The organism is Shewanella sp. SM23 (assembly GCF_025654295.1).
GTDB classification, from domain to species: Bacteria; Pseudomonadota; Gammaproteobacteria; order Enterobacterales; family Shewanellaceae; genus Shewanella; species Shewanella oncorhynchi.
On sequence record NZ_JAKKRM010000004.1, the window covers coordinates 307470 to 331956 of the forward strand.

The 24487-nt window shown below is 47.2% G+C and carries 16 protein-coding genes and 1 pseudogene; 7 read left to right on the forward strand and 10 right to left on the reverse strand.

Annotated features, from left to right (window positions below):
- The first annotated feature begins 25 nt into the window (after positions 1 to 25).
- Positions 26 to 961, forward strand: a complete 936-nt coding sequence (locus tag L5L98_RS07835) for a D-2-hydroxyacid dehydrogenase (RefSeq protein WP_263139786.1) — start codon at positions 26 to 28, stop codon at positions 959 to 961.
- 85 nt (positions 962 to 1046) lie between these two features.
- On the opposite strand, the pseudogene L5L98_RS07840 reads toward L5L98_RS07835, so the two are convergent.
- Positions 1047 to 2621 (reverse strand): annotated as a pseudogene (locus L5L98_RS07840) (PAS domain-containing methyl-accepting chemotaxis protein).
- Positions 2622 to 2882: 261 nt separating this feature from the next.
- On the opposite strand from L5L98_RS07840, the gene L5L98_RS07845 reads away from it, so the two are divergent.
- Positions 2883 to 3074 carry a bacterioferritin-associated ferredoxin gene (locus L5L98_RS07845; protein ID WP_076498521.1) on the forward strand — a complete coding sequence of 64 codons (192 nt, stop codon included), beginning with the start codon at positions 2883 to 2885 and terminating at the stop codon, positions 3072 to 3074.
- A gap of 275 nt (positions 3075 to 3349) precedes the next feature.
- Here the strand turns inward: L5L98_RS07845 and L5L98_RS07850 are convergent, their stop codons facing one another.
- Together L5L98_RS07850 and L5L98_RS07855 are read right to left on the reverse strand one after the other, a co-directional pair.
- A complete protein-coding gene (locus tag L5L98_RS07850; RefSeq protein WP_263139787.1) occupies positions 3350 to 4006 on the reverse strand; it encodes a thiopurine S-methyltransferase in 657 nt (218 codons plus the stop codon).
- Positions 4007 to 4108: 102 nt separating this feature from the next.
- Positions 4109 to 4450, reverse strand: coding sequence for a hypothetical protein (locus L5L98_RS07855; protein WP_105250285.1), 342 nt, complete (start codon positions 4448 to 4450; stop codon positions 4109 to 4111).
- Between the two features lie 249 nt (positions 4451 to 4699).
- Between L5L98_RS07855 and L5L98_RS07860 the strand changes: the two genes are divergently transcribed.
- Positions 4700 to 6508 (forward strand): protein kinase domain-containing protein, encoded by a 1809-nt coding sequence (locus tag L5L98_RS07860; protein ID WP_173247579.1) that lies wholly within the window; start codon positions 4700 to 4702, stop codon positions 6506 to 6508.
- Between the two features lie 20 nt (positions 6509 to 6528).
- On the opposite strand, the gene L5L98_RS07865 is transcribed toward L5L98_RS07860, so the two are convergent.
- From L5L98_RS07865 to L5L98_RS07875, 3 genes are all read right to left on the reverse strand, one after another.
- Complete coding sequence (locus L5L98_RS07865) at positions 6529 to 8937, reverse strand: zinc-dependent metalloprotease (RefSeq protein ID WP_263139789.1); 2409 nt, start codon at positions 8935 to 8937, stop codon at positions 6529 to 6531.
- 138 nt (positions 8938 to 9075) lie between these two features.
- On the reverse strand, positions 9076 to 12792 hold the full coding sequence (locus tag L5L98_RS07870) for a response regulator (RefSeq protein ID WP_263139791.1): 3717 nt from the start codon (positions 12790 to 12792) through the stop codon (positions 9076 to 9078).
- A 215-nt stretch (positions 12793 to 13007) separates the two neighbouring features.
- Positions 13008 to 14402, reverse strand: coding sequence for a PhoH family protein (locus L5L98_RS07875; RefSeq protein ID WP_105250289.1), 1395 nt, complete (start codon positions 14400 to 14402; stop codon positions 13008 to 13010).
- Between the two features lie 406 nt (positions 14403 to 14808).
- Between L5L98_RS07875 and rapA the strand changes: the two genes are divergently transcribed.
- Positions 14809 to 17715, forward strand: a complete 2907-nt coding sequence (gene rapA / locus L5L98_RS07880) for an RNA polymerase-associated protein RapA (protein ID WP_263139794.1) — start codon at positions 14809 to 14811, stop codon at positions 17713 to 17715.
- A 223-nt stretch (positions 17716 to 17938) separates the two neighbouring features.
- The gene (locus tag L5L98_RS07885) at positions 17939 to 18841 is read left to right on the forward strand and encodes an alpha/beta hydrolase family protein (protein ID WP_263139822.1); all 903 of its coding nucleotides are present in this window, start codon (positions 17939 to 17941) and stop codon (positions 18839 to 18841) included.
- Positions 18842 to 18876: 35 nt separating this feature from the next.
- Here L5L98_RS07885 and L5L98_RS07890 read toward each other — a convergent pair whose 3' ends face one another.
- Positions 18877 to 19683 carry a crotonase/enoyl-CoA hydratase family protein gene (locus L5L98_RS07890; RefSeq protein WP_131523955.1) on the reverse strand — a complete coding sequence of 269 codons (807 nt, stop codon included), beginning with the start codon at positions 19681 to 19683 and terminating at the stop codon, positions 18877 to 18879.
- Between the two features lie 577 nt (positions 19684 to 20260).
- Between L5L98_RS07890 and L5L98_RS07895 the strand changes: the two genes are divergently transcribed.
- Both L5L98_RS07895 and L5L98_RS07900 read left to right on the forward strand, forming a co-directional pair.
- Positions 20261 to 21256, forward strand: a complete 996-nt coding sequence (locus L5L98_RS07895) for a response regulator (protein ID WP_028759518.1) — start codon at positions 20261 to 20263, stop codon at positions 21254 to 21256.
- 18 nt (positions 21257 to 21274) lie between these two features.
- On the forward strand, positions 21275 to 22249 hold the full coding sequence (locus L5L98_RS07900; protein ID WP_131523954.1) for a sensor domain-containing diguanylate cyclase: 975 nt from the start codon (positions 21275 to 21277) through the stop codon (positions 22247 to 22249).
- An 82-nt stretch (positions 22250 to 22331) separates the two neighbouring features.
- Here L5L98_RS07900 and rraB read toward each other — a convergent pair whose 3' ends face one another.
- From rraB to L5L98_RS07915, 3 genes are all read right to left on the reverse strand, one after another.
- Positions 22332 to 22739, reverse strand: a complete 408-nt coding sequence (gene rraB / locus L5L98_RS07905; protein ID WP_113939164.1) for a ribonuclease E inhibitor RraB — start codon at positions 22737 to 22739, stop codon at positions 22332 to 22334.
- Between the two features lie 40 nt (positions 22740 to 22779).
- On the reverse strand, positions 22780 to 23523 hold the full coding sequence (locus tag L5L98_RS07910) for a 1-acylglycerol-3-phosphate O-acyltransferase (RefSeq protein WP_263139826.1): 744 nt from the start codon (positions 23521 to 23523) through the stop codon (positions 22780 to 22782).
- Between the two features lie 162 nt (positions 23524 to 23685).
- Positions 23686 to 24486 carry a metal ABC transporter permease gene (locus L5L98_RS07915; RefSeq protein WP_263139828.1) on the reverse strand — a complete coding sequence of 267 codons (801 nt, stop codon included), beginning with the start codon at positions 24484 to 24486 and terminating at the stop codon, positions 23686 to 23688.
- Position 24487: the final 1 nt, after the last annotated feature.

A 24487-nucleotide genomic window follows, 5' to 3' on the forward strand; every position in this document is an offset into this window, starting at 1 on the left:
ATAACCAAGCATAAAGGGAGACGCCATGGGGCACAAGTTACTCTTGCTAACAAAGGCAAATCAACAGTACCGCGACTTGATTGAGGCGCAGAGTCTCCCAGATTTAACGTTACTCGATGATAATCCAGCGAGCATAATTGATGCAGATATTTGGTTAGCCGAACCTAAACTCGCCGCGCCCCTATTACCCCATGCTAAAAATCTGCAATGGTTACAATCAAGCTTTGCTGGTATAGATGCTCTGATGAGTCCAAGGGGCAGAAAAGACTATCAACTCACCAATATTAAAGGCATTTTCGGCCCGCTGATGAGCGAGTATCTATTCGGCTATTTACTCGCGCATATCCGCGGCCATCGTTTTTATCGCCAGCAACAAGGACAAAAACAGTGGCTGATTCAACCCCTGCAGCGCCATTCAAGCCTACAGGGAATGCGATTACTCTTACTCGGTACTGGCTCAATTGCCCAGCATCTCGCGAAGACGGCAAAGCACTTTGGCATGCATGTCACAGGGATCAATCGAAGTGGTAATACCGTAGAAGGTTTTGATGCCATAGAAGCTATGTCCAATTTAGGCCAAGTGTTGACACAGGCCGATGTGGTTGCAAATCTACTGCCAAGCACTCCTGCAACGTACAATCTTCTCAATGCTGACATGTTAGCTATGTTAAAAGCTGATGCAGTGCTGTTTAATGTTGGCCGCGGTGATGCACTCGATCTCGATGTGCTAAATACCCAGCTTATCGCTAATCCTAGTCAGCAAGCGATCCTCGATGTATTTGCTCAGGAACCTTTGCCCAATAGCCATCCTATTTGGGAACGGGAAAATGCCGTGATAACGCCGCATATTTCGGCGCCAAGCCATCCTGCACAAATCGTCGATATCTTTAGCCAAAACTATCGCCGCTACATCATGGGTGAGCCACTGCAGAATCGAGTCGACTTTAGTAAAGGTTATTAGATCAGAGATAAGAAATTGAGTTAGAAATCAGTAAAAGAAAAGGCAATAGTCAGACTATTGCCTTTTTATCTTAAATTTTAGGCAGTTAAACCCTAAAGCTGCGCTTTAAGAATTGATCGACCAATACCGAGTGAGAATCCATCTCGCGGGTCACTTCGTCATTCAAGCCGACCATTTCACTGCCGAGTTGATGACTAGAATGGGTAAATTGCGACACATTCACCACGCTGCGATTCATCTCATTTGCCACACTCGATTGCTCTTCAACCGCGCTGGCAATATGGTGCGTCATATCGGTAATGGTCGAAATGGCCTCACGAATCGTACGTAATGCCGTACCCGCTAAATCCGCCGTTGAAATACATTCGGAAGCGGCAACCACTCCTTGCTGCATACTGATAACAGCTTTATTCGTCCCCTGCTGCAACAGATTAATCATACTGTGGATTTCTTTTGTGGCATCGTGAGTACGTTGTGCCAGCGCCCGTACTTCATCGGCAACGACAGCGAAGCCACGACCTTGCTCACCCGCTCGAGCCGCTTCAATTGCTGCATTCAATGCCAGCAAATTCGTCTGCCCCGCAATACTCTGAATCACATCGAGCACTGTGCCAATATCTTTACTGTGGGCTTCTAACTCAGTAATAACTTTTGACGTTTGTTGCAGTTGCTCCGCCATAGCTTGAATCGAGCGAATAGTACTCGACACCGTTTTATCGCCATTGATAGTTTCAGCGGATGCCATTTGCGAGGCACTGGCTGCATCAGCACAATTGGAGGACATATCGCCTAATGTGGCGGTCATTTCCTGCATCGCTGTAGCAACTTGTTCTATTTCAGATAGTTGAGCCTGACTGGTACTCTGGATTTGTTTGCCCTTGGCGGCAGATATTTTGGCCTGTTCTGACACGTTATAACAGGAATCCGATGCACGCCCAAGAATCGACTTAAGCTCTGAATTCTGCATTTGCAGTGCTAAATCAATCGCGCCAAGATCATCACTGCTTCCACTATAAATATGCGCCATCAAGGGGTTATCGTAGATATGCTTCGCCTTAGTCACTAAAGCATAGTAACGACTCAGCACCAGATTACCGCCCACCAGCAATACTAGGACACTTATCGCTAGGGCAATAAAGCCCATTAAGCCAATTTACAGAGCAAGGTAAAGCATAGGTAGCATGGCAACCAATGCGAGTAACAGCAATTTGACTGGCATATCCAAGGTACGTTTTAACGCGCTGACGCTGCCCTTTTTGTTCAACTCTGCATAGGCTATTTCTGCACGCTTAACCTGATCGCGTGTGGGTTTAGTGCGTACAGATTGAAACTCGACGACTTTACCATTAACTGAAATCGGTGAGACATAGGCATCGACCCAATAGTGATCGCCATTGGCGCAGCGGTTTTTCACTATCCCTTTCCAAGGCTCGCCTTTTTTGATACATCGCCACAGATCTTCAAACGCTTGCGGAGGCATATCTGGATGACGCACCATGTTGTGGGGCTTGCCTAGCATGGCATCGAGGTCGTAACCGGCAACGGTACAGAAAGATTGATTGGCGTAAGTGATATGACTTTGAGTATCCGTAGTCGACAATAAAATCCAATCCGCTGGATAATCATATTCTCGCTGTGTAACTGGTAGATTTGTTCTCATGAAACCTTATGGATCTTTGATTAATTCTTCGTTATTCATCCATGAGTTATCCATCCGTGAGGCATCATCACCCTGACTCTGTATTCCTAAACCTACTTCTAAAACTGCCTAGCTTTTTAGTGCTAAAACACACCTAGCATAGACGATAAAATGTGCGCCATGTAACAAAAGCATTAAAGTATGAAAATCACCCAAAAAACATGATTGCATTTGATAAGCGTTTTCATTTAGAATTAGCACAATTCGATTGGAGACTAATATATGTACGTTTGTCTTTGCCATGCGATCACTGATACGCAAATTAAAAACGCAGTAAGCCAGGGCGATAGCTCGCTTGCTGACGTAAAAAAGCGCTTAGGTGTTGCCGATCAATGTGGTAAATGCGCCAGAATGGCAGTGCAGATCATTCAAAACCAACTAGAGCTTGAGCCTAATTATTACGAAGTCGCATAGAGTTCATCGCGAATAGCGTGGTAAAGGGTAAGTCACTCACCAACAAACTTCCGACAAGTTAAATACACGCTGACTCAAGCAAACTTAATCCAGCTCAAGCAAACTCAATCCAAAAAAGTCCCGCGACAACAAAGCCTTCTATCCGCCACTTCGTCTTAAATAATCTTGCCAGTTTAGACTTTAGATATGATGTTTTAATGACAAGCCCACTGAACTCCAAGCTCGAAAGCCGCGAATAATTCAATGGGGTTACAGATCCAACTTCCGAGTCAAGCCTACTTACGTTTCAACAAATAGGCCGCTTCATTAAGCCAAGGCACTGCTTTCTTAATAAAACGTGGATTGTCGGCCAACACATCTTGCGACGCTAATACTTCAATATCAAAATCCTCACTTAGATGCTGCTCTACCCAAGTAGAGGATACCGCAAAAGGCGGGCCGATAAGGGATTCTTGCGGATAATCTAAAGTCACTAATAAACCGACACTGCCGCTAGGTAATAAGCTCGCTAACTGCTTGGCATATTGTGCACGCATACTTTCTGGCCATGCGATCAAAGCCGCGCGATCATAAAATGCCGTCACGTCTTGAGTGATAGCCTTAGGTAGGGTGAAAATATCACCCTGATACAAGCTGATCTGTTCGGTTTGATAATGCTGGTGTTCACCCACGGCCGTTTGCGTCATCTCGAGTTGGTTATCGCTAAAAAATTGCTGTACAGCCGATTCATTCAACTCACACCCTATGACCTGATGCCCCTGTTCTGCGAGGAAACACATGTCTAGCGACTTACCACATAAGGGCACAAAAACCTTGGTATCTGCGGGTAATGCAAGCTGCTGCCAATACTTAACGAGGAAAGGATTGATGTCTTGCTGATGAAAACCTATCTGTTGCTGCTGCCACTTTTCATGCCAAAAACCGGGTTCCATGGGTTTATCTCTATTCGCTAATGTTGTCCTTACTCTAATGACATTTTAAAGTGGATGCAAAGCCTCCTGCCATTCGGCAAACTCAGCAATGTAAAGACTCACTTACTGATCTAACGTGGCTTGCACTTTACGCAGCCAAACACAGTTATCGCATTGGCATTGACGGCGTGATAAATGATGTGGGCTTAAAGATGAGTCGATAAAGTCCACGGCGATCAACAACTGCTGTTTTAACTCGGCAATCGATTTTTCGTTCACGGCCACCAACTCGTCATTCTGGTTCATCCAGATACATTCCATGCCCTGATGACACGTTAAACATTGCTCGTCTCTATCATTAAAAAATACCGCATGCGGGCAATGGGTCACTTCCATTGACTGTAAAATACGCTTACGCGGATATTCCAAAAGTTCGATCAACAAGGCCTTATATTGGGTGGGCATACGCCCTCCTTAGCTGCACTTTGTCTGTGGGTTAATTAACAAAAATTGATTCCATCTAATGTCCCAAAGATTACCTATAGTCGCGAGGATTTAATTTGATGTAAGTCAAAGTCAGTGACGAAATGATCGTATAGGTAAGCCGCGCCTGACGCTGAACATCAATGCCATTCAAAATACTAAAATAAAGCCACCCGCTATTTGATTATCTCCCCCGCTTACTGGTTAAATGAACAAAACAAGGAGCACAATTTGCAAACACCTCAGCTGCAGCATTTTTATATTTCTGAAGAGCAATCCATTTACTTGCTCAAAGCCAATGATGCCCGTAAACACAAGGCGTGGATCCGCCTCTGTAAACAACAGCTGAGCAAATTAGGTTATACCGATATCGAATTGGTCGGCAAAGGCGCCTACGGTTTCGTGTTTGCGGGTATCAATCAAGCTGGCGATGCCCATGTGTTTAAGTTTTCACGGATTAATCTGCCACAACACATTCAAGATCGGCTCGAAGAAGAAGCCTTTATGCTCTCCTTACTCAAGCACCCTAATGTGCCGGGGGCGATCAAATTTGAGCGAGTAGGTAAGCAGGGAATACTCGTGATGGAACGGGCAAAAGGGGAAGATCTCGACCAACTTTGCCGCCGCATGGGCGCCTTACCTACCGCTATGGTCATGAGCATCGCCCGCCAACTCGCCGATATCTTGTATTACCTGCGCACGGGCAAGCCTTTAGTGCACGGCGATATCAAACCTTCTAATCTGGTTTACGATATTGAACAACAACACTTATCGTTAATCGATTGGGGCTCAGCGGTATTTGCGCAGCGGGATGAACATAACAAACCCGTCGAAGACAATGTGATGGCGTTAATGTCTAGCGATCAACAACATACCAACGCCCGCATGGGTGATGTGTACTTTATCGGCGAAGAGCAACTCAATGGAGCACTCTCCAGCCCGCGCTTTGACGAGCAAGGAGTTGCCGCGACTCTGTATGCCCTCGCCTCTGGGCAAGCAAGCCGCTTCGGTGCACAGGTGATCTCGCCCACCAGCATTGGCTTACCGATAGAATTAGCCCGTACCTTAGAAGGCATGCTCAGCACTGATCCGCAGCAGCGCAACATTGCCGGCGATTACTTTTTAAAAAGTATGCGCCACAGCCACAGACTACATTTACCTGAACTGCCCAAAGCTGATTTACAGGGGGAAATTCCTGTATGGGTACAATCCCGCGACAAAGATGTTGAAACCGTCAGCTACAGTTCGCGTAAATCCTTTTTAAAGGAGCACAACGCCCAAGATCCCATCGCTAAGATGGATGATATTCAGCTCGAAAAATATTATCGTAACTTCCTCGCTGGCATGGGCGATACCGAAAAAGGCTTTATCGCCGCAGTGGGTCGTTTAGCGCAATATCCGATCGTGGGTGGTCTGGCTATTCATTGGCAGGAAACCGGCGTGTTTATCGACTCCAATCTTGCGATTTACGATGCAAAACAAAAAAGTGCGTTAATCATTGCAGTCAACAATATGGTGGATCTCGCGCGGGGAATTAAACGTATAGGGGTATTTAAAGCCTGTTTCTTTAACGCCAAAGACACACTGCATATCGAACGAGCTGACACCAGCGAGCCTTTTGTCGCCAGTGCCGCACTGCAGTTGCCCTTCGAAGTCGGTGACGTACCCACCTTAGAAGATAAGTCGCGGTTACATTCTTATTTTGAAGACGGTAAAGATCCCGATGAGAACCTCGAATTGCCGGTGGAGATCATGGAGGAATTAGCCCGCATCAACCAAATTCACCACACAGGCTGCATCATTTTTGAGGCGCTGCCGAATCACTTAAAAATTCACAGTTACTTGAAGCTGCTCAATCCGCGTAAGCAAGCGGCGTTTCGCGCAAGTCTCGATCGCATCTTGCATCATGTCGGAAAAATCCAAGGTCACGGCGTATCGGGCTTTATGAAACTGCCCTACAAAAACACCCGCCGCTTTACTCATCTAGAGCGTAAAGCTGATCACTTTTATCCGAAAAATCCAAAAGAAATAGGCGCCTAATGGCACCTATGTTCATCGGGTTAAATCGGTGATCCCGGCGGTAAGGTTAACGGCTTAGGAATAAGCTTAACCTTAGCATCGGTCAAACCTGCAGCAAGACCCTGTTGCAACCAAGTATAGTGCGCCGCAAGACTCACATTCGCTCGATTCGACTTCGCTTTCAATTGCTTAATCACAAACTGAGCGCGATCGTTGATCGCAGCCCTCACTTCTGGTGAGGTTTGAGGATCGTGCAGCGTTGCCAGCACTTCATCAATCACCACAGCGTTCACTCGCATCCATACGCCTTCGACCAGCGCGAGCTTATCCTCTTGATACAAGGTCGCCGCAAATAACTTATCCAATAATGTCGTCACCGATAACTGCTCACTATCTGCCATGGATGCTTGGCTGACACGATTCAAGCGTTTAGGCATCAATAGCAAGCTCACAGTATGACGGCTAAACACTTCAGCCATACCGAGAGGGTCGTTAATTGCACCTAGACCTGAATCGAAGGATTCCCGCGTAACATGATAATTCCCCGCCTTTGGCACTAAACTGTCGAGCAAGGTTTGCGGCACAGTTAAACTCGCCGCATCGAGCGTGTTAAGTAACGCGTCTAAGCCTGTTAACTGCAACTGCGGCGCAATATAGCTCCAGCGGCTGCCTTCGCCGATAGATTGATAGTTATAGTCAGTGCCGCCAATAAACTTAGCGACCGCATCGATTTGATAACGCGTCAGCAAATAAATTGGCGCAAAGGCATCGGCTAGCTCGCCCAGTGGCTCATTGGGTAACAAGGCCGCACTGGAGAAATCCGCAATCGCCTTAGTGCGAATTTTATTTAACTTACCCAGCTGATCGATCGGATCGTCACCACTATCCCACAAACTGGCATAGGCCTGACTCGCATCCTTTTGGCGAGAATCGGCCTCACCGATATAACGTAAGCCACGTTTGGCTACATCGGCCAGTAAGTCGACTTGCAGCGCTTGTTGGGTACGGGCATCGCCTTGATCGCTATAACCATAGGCGATAGTAAAATCATCCCAAGGTCCAACACCTGTAGTGTAAGGTGCTGAAATATCAATATCATTGCCCTTTAGCTGGATTTTCGGATGGGGATAATCCATCACAGAGGCATCCTGATTAGTCGAAGCGGCAAAGTTATGATCGAGCCCTAACGTATGGCCAACTTCATGGGCAGCCAGTTGGCGAATACGTGCGAGCGACAAGGCAGTCGCCGCTTTCTCGGCCGCCACTCTATCCTGCCAGCCTGCGGTTAAGCCTTTAGCAATCAAGTAATCCTGACGCACACGCAAACTGCCGAGCGTGACTTGACCCTTGATGATTTCACCGGTGCGAGGATCGGTCAGTGCGGCGCCATAGGACCAACCCCGCGTCGCCCTGTGCACCCATTGGATCATGTTGTAGCGAATATCCTGCGGATCGGCATCTACAGGTAATAACTCAACTTTAAAGCCGTTGATAAATCCCGCCCGAGTAAAAGCCGTCTCCCACCAGCGCGCGCCATCGAGCAACGCCGACCGTATAGGTTCTGGCACGCCAGGATCGAGATAATAAGTAATAGGTTTAACGACTTCGCTTGGCGCTGGGCCTGGATGCACTTTCTGTAAACGGTGGCGCAGGATAAAACGCTGCACTAAAGGTTGGTTAAAGGGCGTGGCATAATCGCGATACTCATCGGACAAATAACCGCTCATAGGATGATAAGCCCGCGGCTGATAGTCGGTATCAGGCAGCTCAACAAAGGAATAACGCATCCGCACCGACATTAAGGTGCCATCGGGTGTTACCTGTGCGACCTGCGCGCCAGCAACATCGCCTTTGAACGTCAGTTGCACATCCACATCGGCGTTTTTCTCAAAGGATTTAATCCCTTTGGGTAAGATGACAGAACGGCTCAAATCGAGCTGATAATTGCCCTGCTCTGTTTGTTGCAATACGGAAGACACGCCGTGTAAATCATTGAGCACCAGATCGTTAATCGCTACCAAATCTGGCTTGCCCTCAATCACTTTGCCTTGCCATAACACAGAATCGGCAAAGGCTTCTTCAACCGCTCTTTGCTCGGCGGCATCAGAGGTATTCGCACGATATTGAGTATTGAGTTGCTTGAGTAAAACATAGGTACCTTGGCGCTCAAACTGCACCATACGGGTCTGACCCAGTTGGCCGCGATCGAGACCAATGTCGTTTGATCCTACGCCCTGTGGCAGGCTAGTAACTAAGATAAAAGGTTGATTTAAACGATTGACCTCAAGATATAACTCTCCCTCAGACTCCTCGTAATAGAGATTAAGAAACCCTTTCGCCTCTTGGCCCTGCTTAATGATCTTGGCGCTAGGCGCGGCTGCCGCGACCGTAACGGTGGGAAATCCTAACAGCGCTATAAATAAGGCTAAGGCTACACTTTGGGGTTTCATCTTTCCTCCTGATTCGGCTGGCTGCGTTATTTACCTTATTAAGTCATTTATGTCATATGCATCTTTGATGACTGCTTATCTCAAACGATTGATTTAAAGTAAATAATGCGAGGCCATCACTGGCCCCGAGCAAATAAATTAACGATTCTGATGCTGGTTCTTGTGTTTGATCCAGTGATTTAATGTTTCAAATAATTCGTTAAGCACTATGGGTTTAGTGATGTGGGCATTCATCCCCGCCGCTAAACTCTTTTCCCTGTCGCCCGACATGGCATGGGCTGTCATGGCAATGATAGGCAGTTCATCGGCACTAAAACGCTCACGCAATGCCCTTGCGGCCGTTAACCCGTCCATCACTGGCATTTGAATATCCATCAACACAGCATCAAACGGCCGCGAGTCGATAGTATCCAGCGCCACTTGACCATTGTCGGCCAGCACCACTTCGTAGCCAGCGCTCTTAAGAAGTTCAGTGGCCACTTGCTGGTTGATAAAGTTATCCTCCACCAGCAGCACTAAACCTGTGTGCTCCCCTTCCTCAACTTGAACTTCAACCATAGGCTGAACCACATTCAATCTCGGTTCATCGGCAAAGGCGGCAATGATCTCATCGAACAGACTCGATGCCTTAAACGGTTTTTGTAGTACGGCAAACACATTGGCACTATCGACTTCATGCTGCAAGGGCTCTGCCGCATAGGCCGTCATCATAATAATCACCGGCCGTTTCGCTAAGCGGCCTTCGGCGACCATAGTATCTATGGCACTGACCACATCGCTACCGTCCATTTCTGGCATCATCCAGTCGAGCAATAACAGATCGATTGGTGCCCGCGACAGTTTGTAAAGCGCTTCGGCGCCGCTGGCGGCAGTATCAACGTCGAAGTGGAAATCTCGCATCAAGGTCGAATAAATTTGCAGTGCCGTCGGGTTATCGTCAACGACTAAGGTACGTAGACTATTGAGTTTTTCCGGCACGACCAAAGGTTCAATCTTAGCGGCTTCGGCAATTTCAAAACTGATGGTGAAGCTAAAGGTACTACCGACCCCAAGCTCACTCTGCACTTGCATCTTGCCGCCCATCATAGACACCAGATGCTTACTGATCGACAAACCTAAGCCCGTGCCACCGTATTTACGGGTGGTCGAACCGTCGGCTTGGGCGAAGGCATCAAACAACTTATCCTGTTGATCTTTACCTATGCCGATCCCCGTATCGCGCACCCAGAACTTCAAGGTAATCCGATGATCCCGCTCGCCGACATCTTCACAGCCGAGCTCAATCTCGCCAGATTGGGTAAATTTCACCGCATTCGATAACAGGTTAATCAGCACTTGGCCTAAACGTAGCGGATCGCCCTTAAGAATGAGTCCCGCCGTCACTGGTGCATATAAGAGTAACTCGACGCCTTGTTCCTGTGCCTTAAGCGCATTGAGATCCAGAGCGTGCTCGAGCACTTTATCCAGCGGGAACGGCACCCGCTCAAGCTCCAACTTACCCGCCTCAATTTTAGAGAAGTCGAGAATATCGTTGATGATCCTCAGCAGCGATTGCGCCGAGAAACCGGCTTTTTCGAGGTAATCTTTCTGCTGCGCCGTTAACGAAGTGCGCTGTGCCAACTGCAACATACCGATAATGGCGTTCATCGGCGTGCGGATCTCATGGCTCATGTTGGCCAAGAATTCACTCTTGTAGAGGTTAGCGAGTTCGGCGTCTTGCTTGGCTTCAAGCAACGCCACTTCGTTACTCTTATGGCGGGTAATATCCTTATGGGTACCGAGCATACGCTTAGGCTGACCTTCGGCGGTGAACTCCACCACACGGCCACGGGATAACACCCAGTGATAGCCGCCATTTTTACCTAACATACGGAATTCAATTTCGAAAGCACCGACGGGATCAGCAAGATACTGAGCACGGTATTCCTCGACGCGAATACGATCGTCGGGGTGGGATAATTCATCAATTGTCGATACTAAAGCTGGGAATTCATTGGTTTTATAACCCAACATAGAATAATAGGCTGGGTTACAAATGATCTGTTCAGAGTCTAAATACCAGTCCCACAGGCCATCTTCCACCGCATCCATAGCTAAGTGATAACGCTCTTCGGACAGGCGTAATTGTTCGGCGGATTCGTATTCCCGCGTCACATCACGCCACACGGCAATCAATCCCTGCAGTTCGCCGCGGCGATTGTAGAAAGGCAGTTTGAGGGTATCGAGCAGCACAGGTTTACCCGCAAGCTCGACCTTTTCTTGGTAACGCAGCGGCGTGCGATCTTTTAAGACTTGTTCGTCTTCGGCGCGGATACGTATGCCCATTTCAGGCGAGGTCAAATCCTCAGATGATAAACCTATCATCTCGCTCTCTGTGTAACCCAGCATGCGTTCAGCCGCCTTGTTACAACCTAAATAGTTGCCTTCTTTATCTTTAAAGACAATCGCTTCAGGAATCGAGTCAAGCAGGGATCGCAGTAGCGCATATTCGCGCTCACGCCGCTCTGTGGTGTCTTTTAAGCGTTCAGTACGCCGCGCCACTAGCTTATCGAGCCGCTTATTCTGCTCCGCTAAATGGTGGGTATATTGTTTGTTTTCCTCAAAAATCCGACTCACCAGCAAGAACCAAGGTTCCCAGCCGCGGGTGATTTTCTCCGGTGGCTTACGCGGCTCTTGGGAGCAGCCCTCAAGGTGCGACAGTAGTCGCGAGGCTGGACTCACAAAAGATCGACGCGTTTGCCAATGCACTATGGTCACTAACACTGACAGGGCGATAACCACTAAAATAAAGGTCAGCTGCAGTTTTTCCCACGAGTCTTGGAATAGGTCGTCTTCATCCTGCAAATACAGTAAACGCCAAGGCGCGTTATGCAGGGCAACCGAATGGATGTAATAGCCGTTACGTATGATACCGTCGTGGGCATCGAACAATTCCGACTCAGGTAAAGAATGCAGCTCAGAGGGAATACGTTGGCTGATGTGATAGACCCGATTGATATCTGAGCTATCAAAATCGCTGTGGGATAAAATATTGTTCTGTTGGTCGAGCAAAATCACTGTGCCCGGCATCTTAAAGTAAACCCGAATTTGCCGCGCTAACGAGGCAAGCGTCATGTCTAAGTTGATTGAGCCAATGAACTCATCATCCAAATAAACGGGCACGCCTAAAGTGGTCAATAAGCCTTTGCCCGTGGAGTCAACATAGGCTTCACTCCAAAATACACTGCGCTGCGGGTTCATTGCTGGGGTGGCGTATTGGAACTGTTTCTTGTTGAGTAATTCGTCCCTAAAACGTTGATCGTCATTCGACCAAGGGAAATAGGACATGATCCTACGTTTCGACAGGTAATAAATCGCCGAGGCTTTCGGGGCGGCTTCTTTGGCGACGGGGAATGACAGTGACAGCTCAAACAACATCTCAAGCTCTTGATAGAACTTGTCATCGCGGCCGTCGAGAGAACCCGCACCAGTAATCCTACCCATGTTGGTAAAGGGCTCACCGCTCTGGGCGTAGCTAGGTTCTAAGGTAAAATACTGGCCGCTTTCGTTGAATTTACCGTATTGGGGTAAGCGTTCTTTACGCACGAGTTCGCCCAAACGTAAATGATCCACAGCAACGTTGCGTAAGCTTTTTACCGCTCTAATGCTCGACTCAAGTAGCAGATCGATTTGCAATACATGGCGCTGAACCTGCTCTTCACGCTGCTCCATCTGCTGTGCTTTTTGGCGGTCGAAAAACATCCATGCGGTCAACAAAGACATGACGATAACGCCGATGTACGTATAAAAAACGGCACGGTTGTAGTTCTTCTGGATCGGCGATTTTAGTTGGAGATCCGGCTCACTCGATTTCATCCACTACCCTTGATTGCAGCGCTTAATTTCAGCCTACGGCGGCAAAAACTATGAGCTCCATATAGTAGCAGGAAGGAACTGCCAATCACATAAAATAATTGTCAGATAAAGCCTACTCATACCACTGATAAGTCGATTAAAAATCTACTACTCCATAAAATTAAGGCCTCTATATCAGAGGCCTTAGTCATTACCCAAAATTAAACCGACCTGCTTTACAGATGCTCTTCAGCGTATTCCGCTAAGCGTGAACGCACCACGCCATTCAGATACACGTTGGCACTGCCTTCAAAGTCTTTAAAACGTTCGACAATATAGGTTAAACCTGAGGTAACAGCAGTTAAGTAGTTAGAGTCGATTTGCGCTAAGTTACCGCAACAAATCAGTTTTGTGCCTTCGCCCATACGGGTGATCATAGTTTTGATCTGCGAGGCAGTGAGGTTTTGGCATTCATCTAATAGCACTATGGAGTTTTGGATCGACCGCCCGCGCATAAAGTTTATCGACTTAAACTGAATGTTAGCCTTCTCCATGATGTAATTCATGCTGCCCGTGGGATTCACATCATTCTTATGCAGTACTTCGAGCGTATCAGTAATGGCGGCCAGCCACGGCATCATCTTCTCCTCTTCCGTGCCGGGCAAGAAGCCGATAGATTCGGCTATTTCTGGGGTGTTACGGGTGACAATCACTTTGTCGTAGCGATTACGCTCGACCACCAGTTCCAACGCCGCAGCCATGGCGAGCAAAGTTTTACCGCAACCCGCTGGACCGGTTAAGATCACCAGATCGATATCGGGATCGAGCAGCGCCTGCAATGCCATGCCTTGATAGACGTTTTTAGGTTTAACACCCCATGCCTCGAGGTTTTTCACCCGCTCACGGCCTAAATCTAAAATATGTAAATGGGTGTCTGTGCGCTCGATAACACGACCGCAAAAATCAGACTCTGTGTCGATAAGATATTGGTTGATATAAAAATTATCATTTTCGAGGTCTTTGAGCGGTACTTCATGCACTGTATGTCTACCGTGGCGCTCGGTGGAGACCTTGTTCAAGTGCTCCCAAAAATTACCTTCAAACTGGTAAAAGCCTTTACTGAGGAAGCGGATATCATCAATCAACTGGTCAGTTCGATAATCCTCAACCAATTGAATACCCGCACCTTTGGCTTTAAGGCGCATATTGATATCTTTGGTGACTAAGACAACGGTACGGGGATGATGTAGGTTTTGTAGATGTAGCGCGGTATTGATAATGCGATTGTCGTTTCCATCTCCTGGCAGTGCGCCTAAGGTAAAATCGACAAGGTGATCAGGGAAAATTGAGAGCGAACCGACGGCATCGGCATGACCCTCTCGGCTGGGTAAAGGGACGCCATTGATAATCTGCTCAGGGGTAGTTTCACCGCCTAGGGTATCTTCCAATGCCCTGATAGCAACCCGAGCATCACGACTCACATCACTCTTTCGATCTTTAATCTGGTCCAACTCTTCTAGCACTGTCATCGGAATGACCACATCGTGCTCTTTAAACGAATAGATCGCCAAAGGTTCATGTAGTAACACATTGGTATCCAGTACAAACAACTTTCTGTCGTCTTGTTCCATGGCGCCTCCAGAGTGCTTCATTAAAGTTTAAACACACTTTTGAGTCTCAATAAAAGTTACACGGCTCCTATTACTGGCAAAGCTTATGGCAAAGAATGATCATAAGGTTCAAGTTGATAGCACTTTACTCGCACTTAAACCTTAAGTTGATATTGGCACCAAACTCACGAGATAACAATACAGCAACCATTGTTTACCTTACAGACTCGAAGCAGTGTATAACCGCGGATGTGACATTAGCGTGACAGTTTCATGTACTGGCATGACAATTTTGTCGCTTGTACAATTTGTAATCTAGCACTCTGGGAATTAGGCTCTAACGGGTGAGAGGGCGATTTAAATATCACGAGTATTGGTATAACATACGCGCCCTTTGTTAGAGTCCGCCTAGAAATGAGAATTTAAGATGCCGTTCGCCTTAGGTCAACGTTGGATAAGTGATACCGAGTCAGAGCTTGGTTTAGGAACTGTGGTTCAAGTAGAAGGCCGTATGGTCACTGTATTATTCCCTGCCACGGGTGAGAACCGTATGTTCTCCCGAGCAGAAGCCCCTCTGACACGCGTTATATACAATCCCGGCGATTCGGTTGAAAGCCATGAAGGCTGGAGCCTTGCGGTCAGTGAATTGACCGAGAAAGACGGGATAGTGATCTATCACGGCATTCACAGTGAGACAGGCGAGCAAGCTACACTGCGTGAAACCCTGCTGAACCACAATATTCGTTTCAACAAACCCCAAGACCGTTTATTTGCTGGCCAAATCGATCGCCTCGACCGTTTTGGTGTGCGTTATCAATGCCAAATGTTGCGCCACAAACTGGCCTCATCGGATTTGCTGGGTCTGCAAGGTCCACGCGTTGGACTTATTCCGCATCAAATGTGGATTGCCCATGAAGTCGGCCGTCGCTATGCACCGCGTGTACTGTTAGCCGATGAAGTGGGTTTAGGTAAAACCATTGAAGCAGGTCTGATTATTCACCAACAACTGCTGACCGGCCGCGCCGAACGCATTCTGATTATCGTGCCCGATACTCTGCGCCATCAGTGGTTAGTGGAAATGCTGCGCCGCTTTAATCTGCGCTTTTCGGTATTCGATGAAGACCGTTGTGTAGAAGCCTATGCCGATCACGACAATCCTTTCTACACAGAACAGTTAGTGATTTGTTCACTCGAATTACTGCGTAAGAAAAAACGTCTTGATCAAGCCCTAGATGCCGATTGGGATCTGTTAGTGGTTGACGAAGCGCACCACTTAGAATGGACCGAAGAAGCGCCAAGCCGCGCCTATCAAGTGGTTGAAGCATTAAGCGAAGTCATCCCAGGCGTTTTACTGTTAACCGCAACGCCGGATCAACTCGGCCATGAGAGTCACTTCGCCCGTTTGCGTCTGCTCGATCCGGATCGTTTCTACGATTACGATGCCTTCCTAGCCGAAGAAGACAGCTATAAAGACGTCGCCATTGCCGCCGAAGCCTTGGCTGGTAACGCTAAATTACCCGATGCCGCCATCAACAGCTTGACCGAATTACTGGGCGAGAAAGACATCAGCCCAAGTATTCGTTTAATCCAAGCAGACGGTATTGATGCCGAAGTACAGCAAACTGCTCGCAGCGAATTACTGCAAGAATTACTCGACCGTCACGGTACTGGCCGCGTCTTATACCGCAACAGCCGCGCCTCGGTAAAAGGCTTTCCAAAGCGTTTCTTTAACGCTTATCCCCATGCCATGCCAGATCAATATCAAACTGCCGCACGTGTCAGCGGCATGATGGGCGGACACAAGTCATTAGAGGCGAAAGCGGCGCAAGCCCTAAGCCCTGAAAAACTGTATCAAGAATTTGAAGATAACAGCGCCAGTTGGTGGAAGTTCGATCCCCGTGTGGATTGGTTAATCGAGTTCTTAAAATCCCACCGTAGCAAAAAAGTGCTGATCATCGCCAGCCAAGCGGAAACCGCCCTGAGCTTAGAAGAAGCCCTGCGTACCCGCGAAGGGATTCAAGCAACGGTATTCCACGAAGGTATGTCGATTATCGAGCGCGATAAAGCCGGCGCTTACTTTGCCCAAGAGGAAGGCGGCGCACAGGCGCTGATCTGTTCTGAAATTGGCTCTGAAGGCCGTAACTTCCAGTTTGCCAGCCACTTAGTGCTGTTCGATCTACCACTAAACCCCGATCTATTGGAACAGCGAATCGGTCGTTTAGACCGTATCGGCCAGAAAAATGATATTCAAATTCACTTGCCATACCTTGAAGATACTGCCCAAGAACGTTTGATGCAGTGGTATCACCAAGGGCTGAACGCCTTTGAACTCACTTGTCCGAGTGGTCATGTGCTTTACAGTGAATTTGCCGAGGATCTATTAAACGTGCTTGTGGGTGATGACAGCGATGAGCTGACAAACCTGCTCAATCACACCCAGAGCCGTTATAAAGAACTCAAGCACGCCATGGAGCAAGGCCGCGATAAGCTGCTGGAAATCAACTCACACGGCGGCGAGAAGGCACTGGCAATCGTCAACCGCCTTGCCCAAAGTGACGGTGATACTCATTTAATCGGCTCAGTGATCCGTCTGTGGGATATTATCGGTGTTGATCAAGAAGATAAGGGTGAAAACTCGATTATTCTGCGCCCGAGTGAGCACATGATGTTCCCAACTTACCCTGGCTTGCCAGAAGATGGCGTAACAGTGACCTTTGATCGTGACACAGCGTTATCACGCGATGATATTGCGCTGATCACCCAAGAGCATCCGCTGGTGCAAACGGGACTCGATCTGATCACTGGTTCTGAAACTGGCACCACCAGCGTCGCGATTCTGAAGAATAAAGCCCTGCCAGCAGGTACCTTATTCTTAGAACTCATCTACATGGCCGATGCTTCAGCACCTAAGTCGAGCCAGTTGTACCGTTATTTACCGCCCACACCGATCCGCGTGTTACTGGATAAAAACGGTAATGACTTGTCATCTAAGGTCGACTACGCCAGTTTCGATAAACAACTGAGCGCGGTGAATCGCCACATCGGCGGCAAGTTAGTCACTGCATCTCAGCCTATTTTGCATCCGCTATTTGCCAAAGGTGAAGAATATGCTCAAGTGGTTGTGGATGAAATGGTCGCCCAAGCCAGAGAGAAAATGACTCAGCAACTGAGCACAGAGCTTGATCGTTTAGAGTCACTCAAGGCTGTGAACCCCAATATCCGTGAGGAAGAATTGGAATACCTGCGTAATCAGATGCAAGAGTTAAACACTTATCTGGATGCCAGCCAGTTACAACTCGATGCGATCCGTATGGTCCTCGTTAGCCACGTATAGACCCAAGCGGAACAGCAGGTTTCCATCAATTAGCCCAGCCTCAGCGTTGGGCTTTTTTATGCCCTGTGGCTTTCGATTCAAAGTGGCCTTTTATTACAAGTGACTTTTTATACTAAATGACAGGTGCAATTCTTTGGCGAGGAAAATTCACTTTTTGGTAATTGTTCAGGTTATACTCAAACACTGATGAATTTATGAGACTACACAGGTGGTTATCAATTCTATGCCGCGCATTCTTTCACTCCTCTTTTGCCTCATTCTCGGCATCACAACCATCGCTACTTACGCGGCAGACACGACAACAACTCCGCCAACATCTGCGCCAGCCGAAATCAGTGCCAAAAAGTCGAATAACAGCTATCTACCCACAAATGAAATTAAACAAATCACGATTGATAATCAGCCCTACGATTTGTTAGTGCGACCATGGGAAGGTAAAAAGAAACTCGGTGCGGCGATAATCCTGCCCGCCACCAATGGTACCGCAGACGCGCCTGGATTGATGGCGTTTGTACGCCGCAATATCAATCCTGCCGGTTGGGCCAGCTTAAGTTTAACTCCGCCAACTGAAATGCCCGCAGCTAACTTTGCTACCGCCGCCACTGAAGTGACCTCGCCTGGCGCCGCGCAATTAAGCTCACCGTCCAACAAACCAAGCCCTAAAATCAAGCCCGAAGATAACAGCAAGCACCAGCAAGAGCAGGAAGATTTTCTCGTCAAAAGCATGTCACAGTTAGATGCCGTCGGTGCAGATTATGCGGGAAAACGTATTTTGATCACCGCCGACCAAAGTGCAGGATTATTGATTAGCCTATTAAGCCAGAAGAAGATTGCAGACCCTGATGTGCTGATTGTCATCAATCCCTATCGAGAAGACGAACAGCGTAATCAAGCACTCGCGGAGCAACTGGCAAAACTTACGCTGCCCATTTTAGATATTCAATCGCCAGACGGTCACCCAGCCTCATTGGAGACGGCCGACAATCGCAAAAAACTCGCGGTGACCTTAGAAAGCCCTAACTATCGCCAAACTACCCTAGCGCTCAATTTAGATAACGAGAGCGCATGGCAGAATTGCTTAAATGCGATTAAAGGCTTTTCTGCCCGAATGAGCGGCGCGCAGTAAAAACGGCGATTCAAGCTAATTCAGACAAAATAGCATTACCAACCCGATTGGCGATCCCGATAGGGTTTCTGCGGATCTTTCAGCTGACGCGTCGCCGCTATCTTGCTATTTTTGCCTAACAATAACCGAATCTGACTAATAGACTCGCGGCACAGCAGGCTACGGATAGAAGCAGTCCAACTGCGATTAATGCTAAGTTTGATGGCCGCAGCTGCATCCGGTGAGGTTTGCATCAGTTGCCGCGCCAATTGCTCAGCGGCTTCCATGGGCGTCTCACTCACTTGTGTCACGAGTCCTAAGGCCAGCGCTTCATGACTCTCAAGCACTTTTGCCGTCAGGCTAAGTAACATGGCTTGATCCTTAGGCATAATTTGCCTTAATGCGACTAAACCCGCCATATCTGGCACGAGTCCCCATTTCGCTTCCATGATAGATAACTTACTGTCGTGGCTAGCAATACGCACATCTGCGCCTAAAGCGATCTGCATACCGCCGCCATAGCAACAGCCCTCAAGCACGGCAATCACTGGCACAGGCAAGGTTTGCCAACCTAGTGACACCCGCTGTGCCAAATTCGCATTCCCCGGTAAGCCCTTAAACAGTAACTTAACTGCCTGCATCGGTGCCGACATGACGCTTTTAACATCGAGCCCAGAGCTAAAATGCCCACCCGCTCCCGAGAGGATCACGGCTCGCACCGCACGATTGGATTTAATACTTTTAATCGCACAGTCAAGCTCACTAAACATTAAATAGTTAATAGCATTCATTTTTTCAGGACGATTAAGCAACACGTAGGCGATGCCATCATCGATTTTAACTTGTACACTTTGGCCACTCATGAAATATTCCGTTACTGGTCAGTCCAGAATAAATGTTAACACGTTTGGCATGATTCACTAAAAGATATAACATAAGCCTGTTTTTTGACTTAAGTCAAAATATTGCCAATTCCATCATGGATTGAAGGCAACTTATGTTAGGCTGTCATCACTACGTGCAGTAATCCTAATGTATTTTTCGATTAGATAGCCTTAGCAAGCTCAATAATTAAGCGTATTTAACCGCTAGCTATTTAACTGCTAGCTATTTAACTGCTAATAATCGACACCAGTATCGCAATGCTACCTACTGCGAAGGATGATTGGGCAGCAATATATGGATTCTATAGTCCTTTTTTAGTCACTATATCCTTGTTATTTACTAAACATTAGCCAGTTCGATTTAAGATTCTGCATGATTTGATTCAACAATGATTCAAATTTTAATGCCATCAGAAAATATAAATTTATCAATGAGATCTATAAGTTACATATAAAAGATATTAATCAGACTTGCCCGAAGAACGCAATTCATCAGTCAGACCTAAAAAATAAGTGTTATCTTCAATAAATGGGCAAATAAGGATCACTAGTCAGCATGTCAATATCTGTACTCATCTGTGACGATTCCGCCATGGCACGTAAGCAAATGGCCCGCACACTCCCCAAAGAGTGGGATGTGGAAATAACTTATGCGACCAATGGTGCCGAAGGCCTTGATGCCATCCGCGCTGGAAAAGGCGAAGTGGTGTTTCTCGATCTCAACATGCCTGTCATGGACGGTTATGAAGTACTGCAAACCGTGCAGCAACAGGACTTACCCGCGCTGATTATTGTGGTATCCGGCGATATTCAAATCAAAGCTCACGAGCGGGTTAAAGCCTTGGGTGCGTTAGATTTTATTCAAAAACCGGTGAGCGCCGATGCCATCAGCAACATTTTACAAGATTACGGCATCTTAACACTGACGCAGAAAGATCTCACCGACGAAGTCCCGATGATCAAAGTCGACATGCGCGACGCTTGCCAAGAAATAGCCAACGTTGCCATGGGACGCGCCGCCGATCTGTTAGCTAAGTTACTCGATGTATTCGTGTTACTACCTATTCCTAATGTGAACGTGCTTGAAGTCAGTGAGTTAACCATGGCGCTCAAAGCCACGGAAGAAAGCTCAACGGTATCCGCGCTCTGCCAAGGTTTTATCGGTGCGGGTATTGCGGGAGAAGCCCTGCTTTTGTTCCATGATTCCAGCTTTAAAGACATGGCCAAGTTGATGGGATTAGCTAATCCAGAAGACAAAAATACTGAGATAGAAGTCCTAATTGATACTGGAAACGTACTGATAGGCGCTTTCCTTAACGGCATTTCTGAACAGCTCGATATGAAATTTAGTCAGGCTCACCCTGTCGTGCTGGGACGGCACTGCACGGTTAACGATCTGATCCATGATAATTCAGAGAAATGGCACCGAACTTTGGCAATGGAGATCAACTATCGGATTGAAGATCATAATATTCAATGCGATTTGCTACTGCTCTTCACCGAGGATTCTATCCCCACACTTAGCTATAAACTCGGCTATTTACTCGATTAACCAGTTGGATTTTATCCTATGTCAAATGACCAAAGCGCAATGAACGAACTACACTGGCTCATCGATATGGTACAAACCATAGAGGTGGGATTAGTGGTATTAGATCGCCATTACAATATCCAGCTGTGGAACGGTTTTATGGAGAATCACAGCGGTGTTTCCCCTAATTCAATCAAAGGTCAAAACCTATTTACCCGCTTCCCCGATCTGCCTGCCACTTGGTTAAAGCAGAAAATGGAATCGGTTTTCATGCTTAAAAACCGTGCTTTTATCAGCTGGGAACAACGTCCGTACGTTTTCCAATTTAAAAACTATCGCCCGATTACAGGCCGTGCAGACTATATGTACCAGAACGTGACCCTGCTGCCGCTGGCATCGCTCACGGGACAAGTGACCCATATCAGTGTGATTATTTATGACGTGACAGATATCGCCATCAACAAATTGCAACTTAAAGCTGCCAACGAACAACTCGAACGCCTTAGCCAAACCGATGGTCTAACTCAGTTGCACAACCGTCGTCATTGGCAAGAGTGTTTAGACCACGAGTACGACTTGTATGCCCGCTACTCAGGTATAGCAAGTTTAGTCATGATAGATATCGATAACTTTAAACATATCAACGACAGCTATGGTCATGTGGCGGGTGATAAAGTCATTCAGCATATCGCCCACTTACTCAGCCAATCCTTACGTGATACTGACTGTGCAGGGCGTTATGGCGGCGAAGAATTTGCGGTTGTATTGCCTAAAACCAGCGGCGCAGATGCGATGAACTTTACCGAGCGACTCAGGGAGAAAATCGCCGCATCCGTCATAGTGTATGAAAGCCTTAAGATTACTGTGACGGTAAGTTTAGGCGTATGTGAAATTGGCTCCCATATTACCAGCAGTTCTAGCTGGATCTCCTGCTCCGATAAAGCCCTGTACGAAGCGAAACAAAAAGGCCGTAACTGCAGTGTTTTACATACGAGTAAAACAAGTAAATCCTAAGTATACCCAATAAAAATGCCCATCAATGATGGGCATTTTTATTTAAAACGAGTGGAGACTAAACTCGAGATCCACCAACGAATTAATGAGGGAAACCATCATCTTCTTCGTCTTCATCTTCTTCGTCATCCATTTCATCGCCGACGAAATAGGTGCCCCAACCGTCATATTCCACTTTCTGCTTTACCGCTAATTGCAGCAATTGCTCGGCCGCTTTGTCCAGTAGTTCAACATCCAGTTTGTGGTGTGCGACAGCATCGAAACAGAAGATAATCGAACCATCCTCCAGTTCCATTTCTTCGGCATCATTCACCTCAAAACCTAATTTGAAGGCATCCACAGCCGCTTTTTCAAGACGGTCAAAATTGGTCGATGAAAAGTGATGCTCAATAACATATTCCGCATCAGGCTCTGAGCCATCGTCAAGCAGGGCTTGCACTATGTCACGATTCTCTGCAAGTTGGGCTTTTAACTGACTTTCAATAGACATGGATTTGTCTCCGTTAAGGTAAATCTGGCTCAAATTGGCATTATACGTCATCACTCGCGAGAGTTTTACCCATAAGTGCTGCCGCTTCTTGATTTATCTCAGCAAATCTCACCGACATGCTGGCATGGATTTGCGCAGAGAAGTTTTTCACATCGGCTTTATCTAAACCTGCGGTCGGCACAGGTGCCATCATATCGATGATGACGACACCGTTATTCCAGCGATTTAACTTAATATGGCTCTGACACGAAGCAACCACTGGCACCACTGGCACTCCCGCCGCGATTGCAGTATGGAAAGCTCCCGCTTTAAAAGGTAACAGACCACGACCACGCGAACGTGTACCTTCAGGAAAAATCCATACGGATAGATTCTTCTGCTTAATTTTTTCAACCGTTTTAGCCATAGTATCAAAGGCACTGTGACGGTTTTTACGGTCGATAAGAATATTACCTGACAACCAATAGATTTGACCGAATAGCGGCATCCACGCCAAACTCTTCTTGCCTAAACTCACTGTACCTTTAGGAACTGCTGTCGTATGAGTAAAGAGATCAAAGTTATTCTGATGATTTGCTAAGAAAATATACGGGCCATCCTGCACATCTTCGTGCCGGCGAACAATCACTTTAATCCCAAGGATTGGCGCAACCGATGAGAAGATCTTGGCGAACATATGTACATTGTCGCGATGGCGAGGCCTTAATAAACACACTAAGCCACCAAAAATAAAGGCAAGCAACAAGGATACCGCCAACAACATTGATCTGACGATTAAAAGCACGATTTACTCCGACTGTAAAAGTGGCGACAGTATAGCCACCATGGCTTTGGGACTCAATATATTGTTTACATCTGTAAGCTGACTTGCTAACAAGCAAGCAAAAAAAGCCCATCGATATACTGAACCTCCAGTGTATCGATGGGCTTTAAGATTAATATCGAACTAAGCGTGGTGCTTGGGTAAGATTTCAGGCTCAGTTGCCTGAGGTGAGACTTTACTTAACACAAAGCGGATAACTAAGGCACTCACGGCCAAAGTCGCGACAATTGCCGCACCACTAGGGAGATCTAAGGTCGCCGACAGAACTAAGCCCAAAACATAGCCCAGTAAACCGACGAGGTAAGCGTAAAATAGCCGACCTTTACCACGGTACTTGTTCAACGCTAAAGCTGGCAATATCAAGGTACTGAACACCAGATAAACGCCTACTAATTCAACCGATAAGGTAATCACTAGCGCAAATAGCAGATAAAATCCTGCCCCGTCCAACATCTGGGGGCGCAGGAATATCGCTAATAACACCAGTGAATACACTACGGCCGGCAAAATCAGTTGTGACCAACTCACCCACAGGATCTGACCTGACATCAATTGCTTTAACAACTCGGCGCCATGTGGGTCGTTTGCCAGCAACAGCATTGCGGCCACCGCAGACAAGACGTAAAAGCAGCCAATCATAGCCTCCAACTCACCCGCCATACGCTTAGCTAACCAAGCGATAAACCCTGCACCCGCAAGGGCAAACAGCGCTGGCATCCACACATTAGCAAACGGCATGTCTTCTAATCTGTGGTCCATGTGAGCGACGATGGCACCTAAGGCTGCTACTTGCGCTATCGCTAAATCTATAAAGATGATGCCACGCTTAAGCACTTGTCTCCCAAGTACAATATGCGTCGACAACACTAAGATCCCCGCTGCCAATGCAGGTAACAGAATCGACATTAGCTCAAGATCAAACATA